Origin of the sequence: Achromobacter sp. (genome assembly GCF_050285565.1) — a bacterium.
Lineage (GTDB): Bacteria > Pseudomonadota > Gammaproteobacteria > Burkholderiales > Burkholderiaceae_B > Achromobacter.
In genome coordinates, this window is the sequence record NZ_JBLZXG010000015.1 from 63,949 (window position 1) to 82,661 (window position 18,713).

The following is an 18,713-nucleotide window of genomic DNA, read 5'->3' on the forward strand; positions in this document are numbered from 1 at the left end:
GCCCGCATGTCCGCCGTCCTGCGCCTCTGCCCGGATTCCGCCCGCACCCCGCCCGCCGAGGTGCGGGACGCGCTGCGCGTGCGCCTGGAAGAGGCCGCGCTCAACGCCACGGCAGTGCGCGCGCAGGTGCTTTACGACGGCTGGCTGGTGCGTTTCGCGCCGTCGGCCGCCAAACGGGTACGTAGCATCAATGTGCTGGGGTTATCCACACGTCCGCTCGATGAGCGGCTGGCGTATTGTTCAACGTTGTACGCGCGCCATGGCTTGCCCATGGTGCTGCGCCTGACCTCCATCGGCCCCGATTTCGCCCTGGATGCCGAACTGGCTGCCCGGGGCTACCTCCTTACCGAAGAGACCCGGGTCATGAGCATGCCGCTCGCTCCCAGGCTGGCCGCCCGGGGCGATCTGCTTTTCAGGACGGTGGACCCGGCGCGCTTTGCGACGGCGATCGGACGCATGCGCGACTCCCGGCCCGAGCACATCGCCGAGCACCAGGCGCGCCTGGAAGGCCTGGCTGTGGATATCCTGCCGGTGCTGGCATTCGACGCCGCCGGCGCGTGCGTGGCCGGCGGCATGGCCGTGCGCGACGGTGATCTGGCGGGCCTGTTCGATGTGGTGACGGACCCCGCCCGGCGGCGCAAGGGCTACGCCGCGAGGCTGGTCGACCATCTGCTGGCGTGGTGCGTCGAAGACGGCGCCACCACGGCCTACCTGCAGGTCGAACCGCAAAACACCGCCGCGCGCGCTTTGTATGGCCGCTACGGTTTCAAAGACTGTTACGCGTATTGGTACCGCCTGCCCGCCGAGCAGGCGGCCGCCTGAGCCTGCTCGGGATACCAAAAACAGAAGGAAAGAGGATTTAACTATGGCCACCAAGAAACCCAAGGGATTGGGTCGCGGACTTGACGCCTTGCTGGGCGCCGACGCGCCCGCCATCGACAATATTGGCAAGGCTCCGGCCAAGCCCGAGGGTCTGCCGTCCACCTTGCCGGTGTCGAAGATGCGCGCTGGCAAGTACCAGCCGCGCACCCGCATGGACGAGGGCGCGTTGGGCGAGCTGGCCGAGTCGATTCGCACTCAAGGCATCATGCAACCCATTCTGGTGCGTGCGCTGGGCGACGCGCCCGGCCATTACGAGATCATCGCCGGCGAACGCCGTTTCCGCGCCGCGCAGCTGGCCGGCCTGAAGGAAGTGCCGGTGCTGGTGCGCGACGTCGCCGACGAGAACGCGGCGGTCATGGCGCTGATCGAGAACATCCAGCGCGAAGACCTGAACCCGCTCGAAGAGGCGCACGGCGTGCGCCGCCTGCTCGACGAGTTCGGCCTGACCCACGAACAGGCCGCGCAGGCCATCGGCCGGTCGCGCTCGGCCACCAGCAATCTGCTGCGCCTGCTGAACCTGGCTTCGGCGGTGCAGACCATGCTGCTGGCCGGCGATGTCGACATGGGCCATGCGCGCGCGTTGCTGGCGGTGGATGCCGCCACGCAGATCCAGCTGGCCAACCAGATCATCGCGCGCCGCCTGTCGGTGCGGGAAGCGGAAAAGCTGGTCGCCAAGACCGCCAAGGAAGCCGAGAGCGCGGCTTCGCCCAAGAAGAAAGCCAACGGCGTCTCGCGCGACCTGACGCGCCTGGAAGAAGCGCTGTCCGATCACCTTGGCACGCGCGTGGCGCTGAAAGTCGGCGCCAAGGAAAAAGGCCAGATCGTCATCGACTTCCATGGCTGGGAACACCTGAATTCGCTGCTAGAGCGCCAGGGGCTGTCCGGAGTGGTCGATGCCTGAGCAGGCACTGCCCATCATCGCGGTGCTGGCCACCGGCGGCACCATCGCCGGCGCGCAGACCGACGCCACCTCCGCCGGCTACAAGGCCGGGTCGTTTTCGGTGGGCGACCTGCTGGCCGCGGTGCCGCAGTTGGCGGGCCTGGCCGAGATCCGCGCCGAACAGGTGGCCAACGTCGGCAGCCAGAACATGACGCACGACGTGTGGCGCGCGCTGGCGCAGCGGGTCGAGGCCTTGTGCGCGGACGCATCCGTTGCCGGCATCGTCATCACGCACGGCACCGACACGCTTGAGGAAACCGCTTACTTCCTCAGCCTGGTGATCCGCCACGACAAGCCGCTGGTGCTGGTGGGCGCGATGCGCCCGGCCACCGCGCTGGGGGCCGAGGGGCCCGCCAATCTGTACAACGCGGTGGCGTTGGCACGCCATCCCGACGCGCGCGGCCGTGGGCCGCTGGTCGTTATGAACGAAGACGTGCATTACGCCCGCGAAATCCAGAAGACCGCCAGCGCCGGCATCAACGCCTTCGCTTCGCCCAATCGCGGGCGCGCTGGTGTCATGCATGGCGGCATGCCGTGCTTTTATTCGCGCAACACCACCACGCATACCACGCAAAGCGAGTTTTCACTCGCATTGTTGGAAAAGGCCGGCTGGCCGCGCGTGGACATCGTTTACGCGCATGCGGATCTGCAGGCCGACGTCATCGATTTCATCGCGCGTCAGGCCGCTGGCATCGTGCTGGCGGGCGTGGGCGATGGCAATGCCACCGACCTGGCCATCGACGGCCTGACCCGGGCAGCGGCCGACGGCATCGCGGTTGTGCGTTCCAGCCGCACCGGCAGCGGCTTCGTGGCGCGGGATGTCGAACTGGACGACGCGGCGCTCGGTTTTATCGCTGCCGGCGACCTGAATCCGCAGAAGGCGCGCATTCTCTTGATGCTGGCGCTGTGTGTCACCCGCGAGGCCGCGGCGTTGCAGCGCTGCTTCGACCGCTACTGAGATGCCGCGCGGCATTCGGGGGGCAACCCTTGAATGCCCGCGCCGGCCTTAGGGATTGGACGGCGCTTGCGCGCCAGGCGCCAGTCCCAGGTTGGTTCGCAGCATGTCGTAGACCTGCCGCGTCAGCGGATTGATGAGGTCACGCCTTATCCACAGGAAGTACGTCACGTCCGGCAAGGGCGGCAGGCCTTCCTTTTCCCCCAGTACCCGCATTTCCGGCGCCAGCAATTCCACGCTGCGCGCCGTCACGCCCAGGCCCGCCCGCAGCGCGGCCTTGATGCCGACCAGATTGGGCGCCACGTAGTTGGTGTGCCAGCGTACCTGGGCCTGTTCCAGGGCCGTCAACGCCAGGCGGCGGAAGATGCTGGGCTCATCGGCCAGCACCAGCGGCACCGGCGCATTCATATCGTGCACATAGTCGGCCGATGCCAGCCACACTGTCGGCGAGGTGCGCAGGGCCACGCCTTCGAAATCCTGGTCGAAGCGCGTCGATATCGTCAGATCCAGCTCGCCGGCGCGCAGCGCGTCCATCAGGAAGGGGCTGCGGTCGGTGCGGATCTCCAGTTTCACGCGCGGCGCCGAGCGCGCGATATGGGTCAGCAGCGTCGGCAGGATGGTGTCCGCCACATCCAGCGGCGCGCCCAGCCGCAGGTCGCCTTCCAGCGGCCCGTCCTGCAGCGCGCGCAGCGCTTCGTCGTTGATGGCCAGCATGTGGCGCGCGTATTCCACCAACCGCCTGCCATGCGTGGACAAGGTCTTGTTGCGGCCCTGCTTTTCAAACAAGGGCAGGCCCAGGGTCGCCTCCAGCCGCTGCATCTGCTGCGTCACGGCCGACTGTGTCTTGTGCAGCCGGTTGGCGGCCTCGGAGAAGGTTTCGTAGCGCGCGATCGCCGTCAGGGTACGCAGCAGATCCAGGTCGAGATTGCGCATGGCGGGGGGAAACAGGGTTGAAAAGTATTAGGGATGCTTATGGAATATTAAGGCAATTTAAATTGTTGGCGCTCGCATGCGGCGATACAGTGACTGCAATAACGCATGAAACAAGAGGGAAATTCATTGTGAGCACCACGCATCCACAGCAGCACGGTATCGACAGCGCCGTTGGAAATATTAAAAATACTTTAGGAAATAAGGGGCTGAGCCGTGACAGCCTGAAGCTTGTCCTGGACGAGTTGATCGGCCTGGCCGGTCATACCGACTGGTGGGGCCAGGACCGTTATCCGGCCCCCGAAGACGGAGAGCGCCAGGCGCGCTACCTGATCAGCGAAGACGCGGACAAGAGCTACGCGCTTTACCTGAACGTGATGCGTCCCGGCAAGCAGATCGTGCCGCACAACCACACCACCTGGGCCTGTATCGCCGCCGTCGAGGGGGTCGAATACAACTACGTCTACGATCGCACCGACGACGGTTCGGTGGCGGGGGTGGGGCACTTGAAGCAGACCGGCACCGTGGTGGTGGGACCGGGCGCCGGCATCGCGCTGATGCCCGAGGACATCCATGCGGTCGAGATCCAGGGCGACAGCGTCATCCGTCACCTGCACATGTATGGCCGCGCGCTCGAAACGCTGACCGAGCGGCTGGCCTTCGACCTGGCCGCCGGCACCTGCAAAGTCATGCCGATCGGCGTGCAGACGCGCCGCTGATCGCCATGAACAAGCCCTTGCGGCCCGCCACGCGCCTGCTGCGCGCCGGGCGTCCCCACGCCGGCTGGGTCAACACCCCGGTTACGCGCGCCAGCACCTATGTGTTCGACAGCGTCGCCTCCTGGCGCGACACGCGTGCCCGCCGCGAACAGGAACGCCTGCCCTCTTATGGCGCGCGCGGCACCGACAGCACCCACGCGTTGGAAGACGCACTGGTCGAGCTGGAGCAGGGCCATCGCGCCCAGTTGTATCCCACCGGGCAGGCCGCCATCGCCGTGGTGCTGCTGGCCTATCTGCGCAGCGGCGACCACGTGCTGGTGACCGACGCGGTCTACGAGCCGGTGCGTCGATTCTGCGCCGGTCACCTGGCGCGGCTGGGCATCGAGGTCTCCTTCTATCCCCCGGATGGCACCGGCGTGGCGCAGTTGCTGCGGCCCAATACCCGCATGATCTATGCCGAGTCGCCGGGTTCGCTGACGTATGAAATGCCCGGTTTGCGGCAATTGGCCGAGCTTGCGCGCCAGCACGACTGCTGGATGGCTGTGGATAACACTTGGGCCTCGGGCTTGCTGTGCCAGCCGCTGGCGCTGGGCGCCGACATCTCGATCCTGGCCGCCACCAAATACCTGGGCGGACACGCCGACGTGATGATGGGCGCGGTCGTGACCAATGCGCGCGCCTGGCGCGCGCTGGAACGGGCCAGCATCGATTTCGGCCAGACGGTCGGTGCCGACGATGCCTACCTGGTGTTGCGCGGTATGCGTTCGCTGCCACTGCGCCTGGCGCAGCACGCGCGCGGCGCCCTGCGCGTGGCCGAGTGGCTGCAGGGCAGGGCAGAGGTGGCGCGCGTGCTGTGCCCGGCCTTGCCGGGCGACGCCGCGCATGCGGTCTGGCGGCGCGAATGCGCCGGCACCAATGGCCTGCTGACGCTCGAATTCGCGGCTGGCATCAGCGATGCCGACATGGAACGCGCCATCGACGGCCTGCGGCTGTTCGGCATCGGCGCGTCCTGGGGCGGCTTCGAAAGCCTGGTGGTGCCGGTGCAACTGGCCAATGCGCGTTCGCTGCCCGCCAGCCGGCCGCACGGCGCAATGCTGCGCCTGCATATCGGTCTGGAGGATCCGGACGACCTGATCGCCGACCTCGAACAGGCCTTCGCCACACTGCCCGCCGGCGCCCGCGCGCCGCATTCCCCTACTCCCGATTCCCTGCGGATTTGATGATGCATTCCCTTTCCTCTCCGACCCCGGCCGATATCGACCCGCATACGCTCAAGGACTGGCTGCACGACGGCGGCGAGATCGCCTTGCTGGATGTGCGCGAGCATGGCCAATACGGCGAGTCGCACCTGTTCTACGCGGCGCCGGTGCCCTTCAGCCGCCTGGAGGCCGATATCGCGCGGCTGGCGCCGCGCCGCGATGTGCGGGTGGTGGTTTACGACGAGGGCGGCGCCGATAACGTCGCCACGCGTGCCGCCTCGGCCCTGCGGGCCTTGGGCTATACCCGCGTCCATCGCCTGGCCGGCGGCATCGCGCAATGGCGCCAGGATGGTTATGCCGCGTTCGCCGGCGTCAACGTGCCCAGCAAGACCTTCGGCGAACTGGCCGAAGAGGTGTTCCACACACCGCGTATCGGCGCGGTCGAGCTGGCCGAGCGCCAGCGCCGCGGCGACGACCTGATCGTGCTCGATGGCCGCCCATTCGCCGAATACCAGAAGATGAGCATCCCTGGCGGCATCTGCTGCCCCAACGGCGAACTGGCGCTGCGCGCCCACACCCTGGCGCGCAATCCGGACACCACCATCGTGGTCAATTGCGCCGGCCGTACCCGCAGCATCATCGGCGCGCAGACCCTGATCAACCTGGGCGTGCCCAACCCGGTCTACGCGCTGGAGAATGGCACCCAGGGCTGGTACCTGGCGGACTTCCCGCTCGATCATGGCGCCAGCCGCCGCTATGACGACACCATCGCGCCGCAGGACCTGCCCGCGCTGATCCAGCGCTCGGCCAACCTGGCCGAACGCCACGGGGTGCCGATGGTGGACGCGGCGCAGGTGCAAGCCTGGCTGGCCGACACGGCCCGCACCACCTTCTTGTGCGACGTGCGCAGCGCCGAAGAATACGCGCGGGGCTCTTTGCCGGGCGCGCAGCACGCGCCCGGCGGCCAACTGATTCAGGCCACCGACCAATACCTGGCGGTGCGCGGCGCCCGCATCGTGGTGTTCGATGGCGAAGGCGTGCGCGCGCCGGTGGTGGCCAGCTGGCTGCGCCAGATGGGCTGGGACGCGAGCGTGCTGCGTCAAGGCGTGGCCGCCGACCTGCCTGCGCCCGTCGCATCGACGCCCGAGCCGCCCGTGACCGTGCTGGACGATAAGGCGCTGGCCGCGGCGCAGGCGCGCGGCGCGCAACTGATCGACATCCGCCCCAGCATGCGCTATCGCGCACAACACATCGCGGGGGCGCGGTGGGCGATCCGCCCGCGCTTTGCTGACCTGGCGCTGGATCCGGCGCGTCCGCTGGTGCTGCTGGCCGAGGAGCGCGCGGTGGCCGCCTGGGCCGCGGCGGATCTGCGCGCGCTGGGCGTGCAGGACGTGGCGGTCAACCTGGGCACACCGGCGGGTTGGTCGGCCGCGGGCATCGCGTTGGCGTCCACGCCCGCCGAGCCCGCCGACCGCGACTGCATCGATTACCTGTTTTTCGTGCACGACCGCCACGACGGCAACAAGGCCGCGGCGCGCCAGTACCTGGCCTGGGAGACCAACCTGGTCAAGCAGATCGACGCGCGCGAGCGCGCCGCCTACCGCTTCCCGGCGAGATAGACCACGCCGCACCGGCGCCTCGGCGACGGCAACAAACGCTTCATCCGATCAGCACGCCCCGGCGCTTCGCCGGCGGGGCGCGGACGGTTCATGGCGAACCGCAATGCAATGGACGGCCGAGCATCCGGCCGCCAAACACAAGGGGAAATACCGATGAACAATCGCACCGTGCAGCATGCCTGCAAGACCGCCGCCGCCCTGGCCTGCCTGGCGTGGGGCCTGAACGCGCATGCCCAGACGCCCGCGCCGCTGGCCGATTATCCCAAGCAGGCCATCACCGTGGTCTCGCCGTTCCCGCCCGGGGGCGGCAACGATGGCGTGGCGCGGCTGATCGCGCAGGAGCTCGGCGCCATCACCGGCCAGAGCGTGGTGGTGGAAAACCGCTCCGGCGCCGGCGGTAACGTCGGCACCGCGCAGGTCTCGCGCGCCAAGCCCGATGGCTACACGCTGGTGATGTCGCAGACCAGCGTGATGGCCGTCAACCCGCGCCTGTACAAGAACGTCGGCTTCGATCCGCTCAAGGACTTCGTGCCGATCTCGCAGATCACCTCGGCGCCGCTGGTGTTGGTGGCGCGCAGCGAAAGCGCCTATAAGTCGCTGGGCGACTACCTGGACGCCGCGCGCAAGCAACCGGGCGTCATCACCTACGCCACGCCCGGCAACGGCACCATGAGCCACCTGATGGGGGCGCTGTTGTCACAGAAGGCCAACGTCAAGCTGGTGCACGTGCCATATCGCGGCGCCGCGCCCGCCATTACCGATCTCATGGGCGGCACCGTCGACATGCTGATCACCTCGCCGGCCTCGGCCGAACCGATGGTGGCCGCCGGCAAGCTGCGCATCCTGGCGCTCAGCCACGAGAATGGCATCGGCATCTTCAAGGGCGCGCCCACGCTCGGCCAATCCGGCATGGACGGCATCACCGCCGACGATTGGTACGGCCTGTTCGCCCCGGCCGGCACGCCGCCCGAGCGCGTCGCCTACCTGGCGCAGGCGGTGGCGCAGGCCATGAAGTCGCCCACCGTGATCGCCAAGATCCAGGCCGGTGGCAGTCAGCCTGTCGGCAGCGCGCCGGATGCATTCGGCAAGCGCCTGCGGCAGGACACTGCGTACTGGGCCGACATGGTGAAGGTCGCCGGCGTCTCGGTCGATTGAGGCGGCGCTACACCACCAGCATCTTGCCTACCGCGGCCTTCAAGGCCGCGAAGGCCGGCTGCTTCTGCGCATTGGTGTTGGTGACGAGGTAGTCGATGCGGTTCACCTCGCAGTACGACACCCGGCTGCACAGGCCGATCTTGCTGAAGTCGGCCAGCAGGATGCGCTGCTTGGCGTTGGCCGCCATCGCGCGCGCCACTTCGGCCTCGCGCAGGTCGTAGCTGGTGGCGCCGCATTCGGCGTCCACGCCCACCGGCGACAACAACGCCACGTCGGCGCGGTAGCGGTGGATCTCGGCGATGGTGATGTCGCCCGCGGTGGCGCAGACCGGGCCGCCGACCGAGCCGCCCAACATGATGAGTTCGTTCGCGCCGCTGCCGGCGGCGCCGACCTTCAGCGCCACATCGAACGAATTGGTGATGAGGGTCAGCCCGCTCAGCTTGGCCAGTTCGTCGGCCAGCATGCTGGTGGTGCTGCCGGCGTCCAGGAACAGCGTCTGGCCGCTGCTCACCAGGCCGGAGGCGGCGCGCGCGATGGCGCGCTTGTACTTGACGCGGGTGTGCACGCGCTCGGCGATCGGTGGCTCGCTGTGCACCGGCACCGCGCCGCCATGCACGCGGCGCAGTTCGCCCATCGCCTCCAGCTCCAGCAGATCGCGCCGGACGGTCTCCCGTGATACCCCCAGTTCGCCGACGATACGGTCGGTCGATACCTGCTGCAGCGAAGACAGCAGGGCGCGGATTCTCTGATACCGCTCTTCTTGCCACATATCGGATGCTTCCTAATCTATTTGCGGCGGCGCGCCGGCACTGCGATCAACGCGCGCATCGCCAGCAATGAACTGCCCACCACCAGCATGATAAGCGTCGAATAGGCCGCGGCCTGCGACACGAACCCGGCTTCGTCCAGCCGCAGTACGGAAACCGGCGCCACGCTGATCGACGGCGTCACCAGGAAGATCACCGCCGACAGCGTCACCATCGAGCGCATGAACAGGAAGAAGAACACGCCCAGCACCGTCGCGCCGATCTGCGGCAACACCGCGTCGCGCAGCACATGCAGCGTGCAGCCGCCCAGGCAACTGACCGCCTCCTCCAGCGCCGCCGGCACGGCCCGCATACCCGTCATCATCGTCAGGAACCCCTGCGTGTGATAGTGGTAGAAGTTGCACAGCGCGATCAGCGCGGCGCTGCCATACAGCGCATACAGCGGCGTCGACGGCGAGTTGAAGGCGAAGATATACGACAGCCCCAGCACCAGTCCCGGCACGCCCACCGGCAGCACCGACACCAGATAGACCAGTTTGGCCCACGCGCGCGGAATGCGGCATACGCCGAAGGCCAGGAAGAACAACAACAGCACCCCGCCAGCCGCCGCCGCCAGCGACAGATACAGCGAGGTCCACAGCGGCGCATAGCCGCCGCTGACAGTGATGTCGTAGTGCTTCAGTGTCCATTCCATGCGGTACGGCCATAGACGCATGAAACTGGCAAACACCACCGTTGCCACGGTGATCACGATCGTGGCGGCGAACAGCAGCACCCCACCCGTGAACGCTATGTCGCGGCCGCGCGCCGGCCGCGGCGTCACCCGCAAGCCGCTGGGCGAAGCGGCGCCGAACTGGCGCTGCGAGGCCACACGCTCGATCTGCACCGAGATCAGCGACGGCAGCAGCAGCAGGATGCCCACCACAGACCCCATGCCGAAATTCATCTGCCCCGATACCTGGCTATAGATCTCCGTTGCCAGCACCCGGTAATTGCCCCCGATCACCGCGGCGTTGCCGAAGTCGGTGATAGTGATGACGAACACCACGAACGCCGCGCTCAGCAGGCCGAACTTGCAGTTGGGCAGCGTGATATCGAAGAACTGCCGCGCCCCTGACGCGCCCATCACCTCGGCCGCGTCGTAGTAGCGCGCATCCGTATTGCGCAGCGCCGCCTGCAGGATCAGCACCGCCTGGGGCAGGGCATAGAACACGTTCGAGATCAGCAGCCCCCAGAAGCCGTAGATGTCGAACTCCCAGCCCGTCCAGCGGTGCACCAGGCCGTTGCGGCCGAGGATGAAGATCAGTCCCAGTCCCTGCACCAACGACGGCGCCAGCAGCGGCAGGACCAGCGCCAGCTTGACCAGGCCCTTGCCGCGCATGCGGCTGCGGTCCAGCCCGAAGGCGATGGCAAAGCCCAGCAGCAGGCTCACCGCCGTGGTGGCCGCGCTCATCGTCAAACTGTTGGCGGTGGCGGTCAGGATGCCGCGCGTGGCGAACACCTCGGCATAATTGCCCAGGCCGATGGCGCCGTCCTTCTGCACCAGGCTGCGCCAGCCGACGGTGGCCAGCGGATACAAGAAGAACAGCGCCAGGCCCGCCAGCGGAATGCCGACGCAGCTCCACAGCAATACCCGGTCCAGCGACGCGGGCGCGCGGCTCAGGCGCGGCGACGCGGCGGCGTCGATACGAACGGTGTTCATGCCCGCGCTCCCGCGCGCGCACGCGTGGCGGGGGCTTTCATACGCGAACCCACGCGCATTGTCCGGGCGCCATGTCCAGGCGTACCGGCGCGCCTTGCGCCAAGCCCGCCGCGCCCTGTTGCTCGACCAGCAATTCCCGGCCCTGCCAGTCCACCCGCAGCCGCGTCAGATTGCCCATGAAGGTCATTTCGCGCACCCGGCCCGGCCCGCGTTCATCGGCCGCGACGCGCAGGCTTTCCGGCCGCAGGCAGGCCTCAAAGCGCTCGCTCGCGCCCTCCGGGCGCGTAGCCAGTAGCGCCGGCATGGCCTGGCGCACCCAATCGGTCGGCAGCAGGTTGCTCAGGCCGACGAAGTTGGCGACAAAGCGCGTGCGCGGCCGCAGATACAGGTCGGACGGCGACCCCACCTGTTCCACGCGCCCATCGTTCATGCAGACGATCTTGTCGGCCAGCGTCAGCGCTTCTTCCTGGTCATGCGTCACCATGATGGTGGGAATCTGCAGGCGGCGTTGCACGTCATGGATCTCGGCACGCATGTCGGTGCGCACGCGCGCGTCCAGCGCCGACAGCGGCTCGTCCAGCAGGATCAGCGCGGGGTCCACTGCCAACGCCCGCGCCAGCGCAACGCGTTGCTGCTGGCCGCCCGACAGTTGGTGGGGATAACGCTGTGCATAATCCGGCAGCTTGATCAGCGCCAGCAATTCGCGCACGCGCGTCTCGATGCGTTCGCGGCTTTCCCCGCGGATGCGCAGACCGTAGCCGACGTTGCCGGCCACGGTCATGTTGGGAAACAGCGAATACGACTGGAACACGATGCCGAAGCCGCGCTTGCGCGCCGGCAACGCCGACAGGTCGCGCCCGCCCAGCGTGAGCGTGCCGCTGTCAAAAGGCAACAGCCCGGCGATGATGCGCAGCAGGGTCGTCTTGCCGCAGCCGCTGGGGCCCAGCAGGCAGACGAATTCGTGTTCGCCAACGGACAGGTCGATGCCTTCCAGCGCCACCGCGCCGTCGAAGGTCTTGCGTATCCCGCGCAATTCCAGGTACATGGCCACTCCAGGCGGCGGCGTGACGGCCGGCGGCGCCGGCCGCGCGCCTTCAGCGTTTGATGGTGTCCTGCCAGGTCTTGATGATGGCGTCGCGTTGCGCCGCCGACCGTGGGAAGTCCACCGGATACAGCACCGTGGTCAAGTCCTTCGGCAATCCGGCGGCCTCGGCCGCCTTGTTGGGCGCCGCGCCCGGAATCGTCACCAGTTCCTTGTACTTGCTGTACAGGCCGCCGGCCTGCGCCGACAGCGTCCAGTCGAGGAAACGCTTGGCGTCGGCGGGATTCCTGGCGGTCTTCATCAGCCCCGAGGCCTCCAATTCATAGCCCACCCATTTCGACGGAATCACCATCTTCACGGGAAAGCCTTCCTCGATCGACTGCATCGCCGGGAACGCGAACGACACCCCGATTGCATACTCGCCGGCGCGCGCCATCTTGCAGGGGCGCGAACCAGACGGCGTGTATTGCGCCACATTCTTGTCCAGGTCCTTGAGCAGGGCCCAGCCTTTCTCGGCTCCCAGGCCTTGCAGCAGCGCCACGATCTGCAGATAACCGGTGCCGGATGCCGCCGGACTGGGAATGACGATCTCGCCCTTGTAGACCGGCTTGGTCAGGTCCTCCCATGAGGTCGGCAACGGCAGGTTCTTCGACTTGAGCCGGTCGGTGTTGACACAGAACGCGGCCACATAGCCGGTGGCGGCGAACCACTTGTTGTCGGCCGCCCTGTACTGCGCGGGCAGGGTCTCGATGCCCTTGGCGGCATACGGTTCCAGCAACTGCTGCAGGCGCGGATCCAGCATGTTGCTGAGCGCGAAGCCCCAGATCACGTCCTGCTGCGGATTGCCGGCCTCGGCGACCAGGCGCGCGCCCAGATCGCCCGTGGACAGGCGCAGCACGTTCACCTTCACGTCCGGCAGCGCGGCGTTGGCGGCCTTCAGGTAGGCGGCAATCTCGTCCTCCTCCAGCGCCGTGTAGACCGTAATGGCGCCGGCATGGACGGCCTGGGCAAAACCTAGGGAAATTACTGCAACCACAAGACCAAGCTTCTTCTTACATTGCATGATGGAACTCCGGAAAGGAATACACGGCAACGGCGATGAGCTGCTTTTCTGCGGACGGCGACCTGCTGGCGGGGGCGGGCGTGCATGGGGAAACGTTGCATTTCCCGGGTTGCATTTTTAGGTATATTTGCAAATTTGTGGCAACGTGTCTAGACTGGAAAAACCCGAATCGCATGGGTCTTTCAGCGCCGCGCCACGACTCGGAGCTCGTCATGCAAACTTCGCCGCCGCTTACCGCGCAGCAATTGGCCGCGTTCTCCTCGTTCGCCCAGACGCTGGCGGATCAGGTCCGGCCGCTGTCGCGCCAGTGGTTTCGCCACCCCCTCGCGGTGGAAACCAAGGCGGATGAAAGTCCCGTCACCCGGGCCGACCGCGAGGTCGAGGCGGCGCTGCGCGCGGCCATCACCCGCCAGTATCCGGACCACGGCATCTTCGGCGAGGAATACGGCGCCAGCCACGCCGAGGCCGAATGGGTCTGGTCGCTCGACCCCATCGACGGCACCCGCGCCTTCATTTCCGGCAACCCCTTGTGGGGCACGCTGCTGGGCCTGCTGCATCGCGGCCGTCCGGTACTGGGCCTGATCGACATCCCCATGACGGACGAACGCTGGCTCGGCGCCGCCGGCGCGCCCGCGCGCCTGAACGGCGAACCCTGCCGCACCCGTCAATGCACCGAACTGAACCAGGCGATTCTCTACGCCACCTCGCCCGACATCTTCGAAGGCGCCGACGCGGGCGCGTTCGACGCGCTGGCGCGCTCGGTGCGCATGCGCCGCTACGGCGGCGATTGCTACAGCTATGGCCTGCTGGCCAGCGGCCACGTCGACCTGGTGGTCGAGGCCGGCCTGCAACCGTATGACTATCTGGCGCTGATGCCCGTGATCGAAGGCGCGGGCGGCGTCATTACCGATTGGTCGGGGCAGCCGTTAGGCCTCGCGTCGCAGGGCCGCGTGATCGCGGCCGCCACGCCGCAACTGCATCGCCAGGCGATGCGGCTGCTGGGGGCGGCCGTGACCTGAAACACCGCGCCTCGCGACCCCGCACGTCAACGCAACGCTTCAGCCACGACAAGGTGAACGAGCCATGCATGCACTAGGGGTAGCAACGGTGGAAGACGCGGAGCGGCTGGTCCAGGCCAGCACGCTCTCGCATATCAAGATCGGCCTGTCGGACGTCGACGGCGTCATGCTGGGCAAGTACGTCAGGCGCGACAAATTCCTGGCCGCGCTGCGTGGCGGGCTGGCGTTCTGCGACGTGGTGTTCGGCTGGGATCTGGACGACCAGCTCTACGACAACACCAAATACACCGGCTGGCATACGGCCTATCCCGACGCCAAGCTGCGCATCGTGCCCAGCACCTGCCGCCGGCTGCCGCTGGAGCAGGGGCCCGGCGGCGAAGATATGCTGCTGTTCCTGGCCGAATTCGAAGGCCCCGCCGCCGACATCTGCCCGCGCCGGCTGCTGCACCGCACCCTGGACCGCGCCGCCGGCCTGGGCTTCGAGGTCTATGCCGCGCTCGAATACGAGTTCTTCATGTTCCGCGAAACGCCGCACTCGGTGCGCGCCAAGCACTATCGCGACATGGAGAACTGGACTCCCGGCAACTTCGGCTACTCCGTGCTGCGCAGCACGGTGCAGGGCGACTTCTATCGCAAACTGCTCGACCTGTGCGAGCGCATGGACATGCCGATCGAAGGCCTGCATACCGAGACCGGGCCCGGCGTGCTGGAAGCGGCCATCGCCGTCGACCAGGCCGCCGCCGCCGGCGACAAGGCCTTCCTCTTCAAGACCTTCACCAAGGCGCTGGCGCAGCAGAACGGCCTGATGGCCACCTTCATGGCGAAGTGGTCGCACGACCATCCCGGCCAGAGCGGCCACATCCACCTGTCGCTGCGCGACCGCACCAGCGGCCGCTCGGCGTTCTACGATGAATCGCGCCCGCACGGCATGAGCGCGACGCAAGCCGCCTTCATGGCCGGCGTGCAACGCTACCTTCCCGAATTCATGGCGCTGTACGCGCAGACCATCAACAGTTATTCGCGCCTGGTGCCAGGCTACTGGGCGCCGCTGGACGCCACCTGGGGCATGGAGAACCGCACCACCGCGCTGCGCCTGATTCCCGGCAGCGAAAAATCGCAGCGCGTTGAAGTGCGCATCGGCTCGGCCGACGCCAATCCGTACCTGGCGTTGTCCGCCGCGCTGGCCTCGGGCCTGTATGGCATCGAGCAGGGCCTCGAACCCGAGCCGATGGTGCAGGGCAACGCCTACACGCAGCAGTTCCCCGAACATCTGCGCTTGCCCACCACGTTGTGGGAGGCGGCGCAGCGCCTGCGGCAATCGGAGGCCGCGCGCGAATTGTTCGGCGATGCCTTCGTCGAGCACTACGCCGCCACGCGCGAATGGGAAGAACGCCAATTCCGCCGCCACGTCACCGATTGGGAATTGGCGCGCTACTTCGAGATCATCTGAACATTGCCGCTTCAATCATCCATCACGCATGCACAGGGTCGCCATGACGCAGGAACTCATCACCATCAGTCCCATCGACGGCCGCGAAGTCGTGCGCCGTCCCTACGCCAGCGAGGCGCAGGTCGCGCAGGCGCTGGCCGACGCGCGCGCCGCGCAAGGCGCATGGCACGCGCTCGGCATCGAGCAGCGCGGCCGCATCCTGTCCGATGCGGTCGCGCGCTTCGTCGCCGGCAAGACCGAAATCGCCCGCGCCATCACGATTCAGATGGGCCGTCCCCTGCGCTACACGCCCGGCGAAGTCGATGGCTTTGAAGCGCGCGCGCGCCACATGATCGGCATTGCCGCCGAGGCGCTGGCGCCGATCCAGGTGCCGGAGATCGCAGGCTTCACGCGCTTCATCAGCCGCGAACCGATCGGCGTCGCGCTGACGATCGCACCGTGGAACTATCCCTTGCTGACGGCCGTGAACAGCATCGTGCCCGCGCTGATGGCCGGCAACACTGTCATCCTCAAGCACTCCGACCAGACCCCGCTGTGCGCCGAACTCATCGGCCGCGCCTTCAGCGAGGCCGGCGTGCCGCGCGGCGTGTTCCAGTACCTGCACGCGAACCACGACATCGCGCAGCGTCTGATCCGCGCGCCCGAGATCGGCTACGTCTCCTTCACCGGGTCGGTGCGCGGCGGCCAGAGCGTGGAACAGGCCGCCGCCGGCCGCTTCATCGGCGTGGGTCTGGAGCTGGGCGGCAACGATCCCGCGTATGTGCGCGCCGACGCCAATCTGGCGCACGCTGTCGAGACGCTGGTGGACGGCGCGTTCTTCAACTCGGGCCAGTCCTGCTGCGGCATCCAGCGCATCTACGTGGCGCGCGAGCGCTACCAGGACTTCATCGACCGCGCCGCGGCCCTGACCCGAGAATACGTGCTGGACGATCCCCTGCTGCCAGACACAACGCTCGGCCCGGTGGTGCGCACACGCGCCGCCGACGAGGTGCGCGAAGTGATCGCCGAGGCCGAAGCGCGCGGCGCCCGCAACCTGATCGATGCCGCGCGCTTCGACGCCGCGCGCGCCGGCACGCCGTACCTGGCGCCCGCGCTGCTGACGCAGGTGGATCACCGCATGCGCGTGATGAACGATGAATGCTTCGGCCCCGTGGTCGGCGTGATGCCGGTCGACAGCGACGAAGAGGCCGTGGCCCTGATGAACGGCAGTCCCTACGGCCTGACCGCGGCCGTCTTCACGAGGGACGAGGAGGCCGCACTGCATCTGGGCCGCCAACTGCGCACCGGCACCGTCTTCATGAACCGTTGCGACTACCTCGATCCCGCGCTGGCGTGGACCGGCGTCAAGCACTCCGGCCGCGGCGTTTCGCTCTCGCGCGTCGGCTACGAACAGCTCACCCAAGCCAAATCCTTCCATCTGCGCCGCAACGCCTGAGCGCGCGACCAGGAGCCGACATGACCGTCCCCAGCGTCAACTGGAACTATCCCACCGCCATCAAGGCGGGCCCCGGCCGCATCAAGGAACTGCCCGATTGGTGCCGCGAACTCGGCATGGCGCGGCCGCTGCTGGTCACCGACCCGGGCCTGGCCGCGTTGCCCATGATCGCCGACGCGGTGCGCGGCTGCCGCCAGGCCGGACTCGAATGCGGCCTGTTCCACGAAGTGAAGGGCAACCCCACCGGCCGCAACGTCGACGAGGGCGTGGCGCGCTATCGCGCAGGCCGCCACGATGGCGTCATCGCGTTCGGCGGCGGCTCGGCGCTGGACGCGGCCAAGGCCATCGCGCTGATGGCCGGCCAGAAGCGCCCGTTGTGGGACTTCGAAGATGTGGGCGACAACCACCTGCGCGTGAACGTGGCCGGCATGGCGCCGGTGGTGGCGGTGCCGACCACCGCGGGCACCGGCTCGGAAGTGGGGCGTGCCTCCGTCATCACCGACGAGGCGGCGCAGGTCAAGCGCATCATCTTCCACGCGCGCATGCTGCCGGCCATCGTCATCCTCGACCCCGAACTCACCGTCGGCCTGCCGCCACGCATCACCGCGGCGACCGGCATGGATGCGCTGTCGCACAACCTCGAGGCCTACTGTTCGCCTTTCTTCCATCCGATGGCCGCCGGCATCGCGCTGGAGGGCATGCGCATGGTCAAGGAATACCTGCCGCGGGCCGTGGCGGACGGCGCCGATCTGCAGGCGCGCCAGCAGATGCTGGCGGCCTCCAGCATGGGCGCCACCGCGTTCCAGCGCGGGCTCGGCGCGATGCACGCGCTGGCGCATCCCCTGGGGGCGCTGTACGACGCGCACCATGGCATGCTCAATGCCATCCTCATGCCCTACGTGCTCAAGGCCAACCAGCACGCGGTCGCGCCGCGGCTGCAGGCGCTGGCGCGCTACCTGGCGCTGCCGCAGGACGGCCCCGGCGCCGTGCTGGACTGGGTGCTGGACTTGCGCCAGACCGTCGGCATCCCCCACACCCTGGCCGACATCGGCATCGACGACGCGCAGGCCGAGCGGGTAGGGCGCATGGCGAGCGAGGATCCGTCGGGCGGCACCAACCCCGTTATCTACACCCCGGACCAGTACTCCGAACTTTTTCGTGCAGCCGTTCGCGGAATCTTGTAAGCTTCGCCCCCTCTGCGCGCAAATGCGGCAGGCAGAACGAAAGTTTTGAATATTTTTCGTCCCAGGCGTTTGACAGCGGATTTGAAAGTGTTCATAATCTCAAGTTCTCCGCTGGAGGGGTGCCCGAGTGGTTAAAGGGGGCAGACTGTAAATCTGTTGGCCTTGCGCCTACGTTGGTTCGAATCCAACCTCCTCCACCAGAGACCCATACCTAAATCCAGGCGCGGTTGGCCTGGATTTGCAATGTAAGGCCCGGTGGCCTTGTGCAGCCTTCGCAAAGAAGGTGGCAAGGTTTCCCCGGCCTTCATTTCGAAGGGTTGGGATGAGAGAAGGTGAAAGGGTTTGCCGCGGGTGTAGCTCAATGGTAGAGCAGAAGCCTTCCAAGCTTACGACGAGGGTTCGATTCCCTTCACCCGCTCCAAGCAGTACACATGCCCATGTGGCTCAGTGGTAGAGCACTCCCTTGGTAAGGGAGAGGTCGCGCGTTCGATCCGCGCCATGGGCACCACAAATTCCAAAGTCTTTTCTTCAGTCAGCAGCTTCAGTCAAAAGCGCAATCCAGGTCAGGAGTCAGCCATGGCAAAAGGCAAGTTTGAACGTACCAAGCCGCACGTGAACGTGGGTACGATTGGTCACGTTGACCACGGCAAAA

Annotated in this window: 16 protein-coding genes, 3 tRNA genes and 1 pseudogene; 15 read left to right on the top strand and 5 right to left on the bottom strand. The window is 67.3% G+C overall.

All coding sequences use genetic code 11. From position 1 onward, the window contains the following. The first annotated feature begins 6 nt into the window (after positions 1 to 6). Genes ACN6O8_RS25340 through ACN6O8_RS25350 form a run of 3 tightly spaced genes read left to right on the top strand, consistent with a single transcriptional unit; the run spans position 7 to position 2,780 of the window. Entirely contained in the window at positions 7 to 822 is an 816-nt protein-coding gene (locus ACN6O8_RS25340) for a GNAT family N-acetyltransferase (RefSeq protein WP_427993722.1), read from the top strand. Between the two features lie 43 nt (positions 823 to 865). After that, complete coding sequence (locus ACN6O8_RS25345) at positions 866 to 1,783, top strand: ParB/RepB/Spo0J family partition protein (protein ID WP_427993723.1); 918 nt, start codon at positions 866 to 868, stop codon at positions 1,781 to 1,783. Beyond that, positions 1,776 to 2,780 carry an asparaginase gene (locus ACN6O8_RS25350; protein WP_427993724.1) on the top strand — a complete coding sequence of 335 codons (1,005 nt, stop codon included), beginning with the start codon at positions 1,776 to 1,778 and terminating at the stop codon, positions 2,778 to 2,780. Before ACN6O8_RS25345 ends, ACN6O8_RS25350 begins: the two co-directional genes overlap by 8 nt. A gap of 48 nt (positions 2,781 to 2,828) precedes the next feature. Here ACN6O8_RS25350 and ACN6O8_RS25355 read toward each other — a convergent pair whose 3' ends face one another. Next, on the bottom strand, positions 2,829 to 3,710 hold the full coding sequence (locus ACN6O8_RS25355) for a LysR substrate-binding domain-containing protein (RefSeq protein WP_427993725.1): 882 nt from the start codon (positions 3,708 to 3,710) through the stop codon (positions 2,829 to 2,831). Between the two features lie 128 nt (positions 3,711 to 3,838). Here ACN6O8_RS25355 and ACN6O8_RS25360 point away from each other — a divergent pair, with 128 nt between their 5' ends. The 4 genes from ACN6O8_RS25360 to ACN6O8_RS25375 all read left to right on the top strand — a co-directional run bounded on the left by ACN6O8_RS25360 (position 3,839) and on the right by ACN6O8_RS25375 (position 8,399). Further along, entirely contained in the window at positions 3,839 to 4,426 is a 588-nt protein-coding gene (locus tag ACN6O8_RS25360) for a hypothetical protein (RefSeq protein ID WP_427993726.1), read from the top strand. 5 nt (positions 4,427 to 4,431) lie between these two features. Then, positions 4,432 to 5,646 (top strand): cystathionine beta-lyase, encoded by a 1,215-nt coding sequence (gene metC, locus ACN6O8_RS25365; protein WP_427993727.1) that lies wholly within the window; start codon positions 4,432 to 4,434, stop codon positions 5,644 to 5,646. Then, positions 5,646 to 7,244, top strand: coding sequence for a rhodanese-like domain-containing protein (locus ACN6O8_RS25370; RefSeq protein WP_427993728.1), 1,599 nt, complete (start codon positions 5,646 to 5,648; stop codon positions 7,242 to 7,244). Before metC ends, ACN6O8_RS25370 begins: the two co-directional genes overlap by 1 nt. Before the next feature lie 153 nt (positions 7,245 to 7,397). Next, positions 7,398 to 8,399, top strand: a complete 1,002-nt coding sequence (locus tag ACN6O8_RS25375; protein ID WP_427993729.1) for a Bug family tripartite tricarboxylate transporter substrate binding protein — start codon at positions 7,398 to 7,400, stop codon at positions 8,397 to 8,399. Positions 8,400 to 8,406: 7 nt separating this feature from the next. On the opposite strand, the gene ACN6O8_RS25380 is transcribed toward ACN6O8_RS25375, so the two are convergent. The 4 genes from ACN6O8_RS25380 to ACN6O8_RS25395 are packed head-to-tail and all read right to left on the bottom strand — an operon-like array spanning position 8,407 to position 12,973. Next, entirely contained in the window at positions 8,407 to 9,168 is a 762-nt protein-coding gene (locus ACN6O8_RS25380; RefSeq protein WP_427993730.1) for a DeoR/GlpR family DNA-binding transcription regulator, read from the bottom strand. A gap of 17 nt (positions 9,169 to 9,185) precedes the next feature. Further along, entirely contained in the window at positions 9,186 to 10,868 is a 1,683-nt protein-coding gene (locus ACN6O8_RS25385) for an ABC transporter permease subunit (RefSeq protein WP_427993731.1), read from the bottom strand. Positions 10,869 to 10,905: 37 nt separating this feature from the next. After that, positions 10,906 to 11,913 carry an ABC transporter ATP-binding protein gene (locus ACN6O8_RS25390; RefSeq protein WP_427993732.1) on the bottom strand — a complete coding sequence of 336 codons (1,008 nt, stop codon included), beginning with the start codon at positions 11,911 to 11,913 and terminating at the stop codon, positions 10,906 to 10,908. Positions 11,914 to 11,962: 49 nt separating this feature from the next. Further along, positions 11,963 to 12,973, bottom strand: a complete 1,011-nt coding sequence (locus tag ACN6O8_RS25395; protein ID WP_427993733.1) for an ABC transporter substrate-binding protein — start codon at positions 12,971 to 12,973, stop codon at positions 11,963 to 11,965. A 212-nt stretch (positions 12,974 to 13,185) separates the two neighbouring features. Between ACN6O8_RS25395 and hisN the strand changes: the two genes are divergently transcribed. The 8 genes and pseudogenes from hisN to ACN6O8_RS25435 all read left to right on the top strand — a co-directional run. Beyond that, positions 13,186 to 13,992 (top strand): histidinol-phosphatase, encoded by an 807-nt coding sequence (gene hisN, locus ACN6O8_RS25400; RefSeq protein WP_427993734.1) that lies wholly within the window; start codon positions 13,186 to 13,188, stop codon positions 13,990 to 13,992. Positions 13,993 to 14,056: 64 nt separating this feature from the next. Continuing rightward, positions 14,057 to 15,442, top strand: a complete 1,386-nt coding sequence (locus tag ACN6O8_RS25405) for a glutamine synthetase family protein (protein WP_427993735.1) — start codon at positions 14,057 to 14,059, stop codon at positions 15,440 to 15,442. 43 nt (positions 15,443 to 15,485) lie between these two features. Continuing rightward, complete coding sequence (locus ACN6O8_RS25410; protein ID WP_427993736.1) at positions 15,486 to 16,877, top strand: aldehyde dehydrogenase family protein; 1,392 nt, start codon at positions 15,486 to 15,488, stop codon at positions 16,875 to 16,877. Positions 16,878 to 16,897: 20 nt separating this feature from the next. Next, complete coding sequence (locus tag ACN6O8_RS25415) at positions 16,898 to 18,061, top strand: iron-containing alcohol dehydrogenase (protein WP_427993737.1); 1,164 nt, start codon at positions 16,898 to 16,900, stop codon at positions 18,059 to 18,061. A gap of 113 nt (positions 18,062 to 18,174) precedes the next feature. After that, positions 18,175 to 18,261 (top strand) — tRNA-Tyr (locus tag ACN6O8_RS25420). A 147-nt stretch (positions 18,262 to 18,408) separates the two neighbouring features. After that, positions 18,409 to 18,482, top strand: a tRNA-Gly gene (locus ACN6O8_RS25425). Between the two features lie 12 nt (positions 18,483 to 18,494). Further along, positions 18,495 to 18,569 (top strand) — tRNA-Thr (locus tag ACN6O8_RS25430). 68 nt (positions 18,570 to 18,637) lie between these two features. Next, positions 18,638 to 18,713, top strand: a pseudogene (locus ACN6O8_RS25435) (GTP-binding protein); the annotation flags it as partial.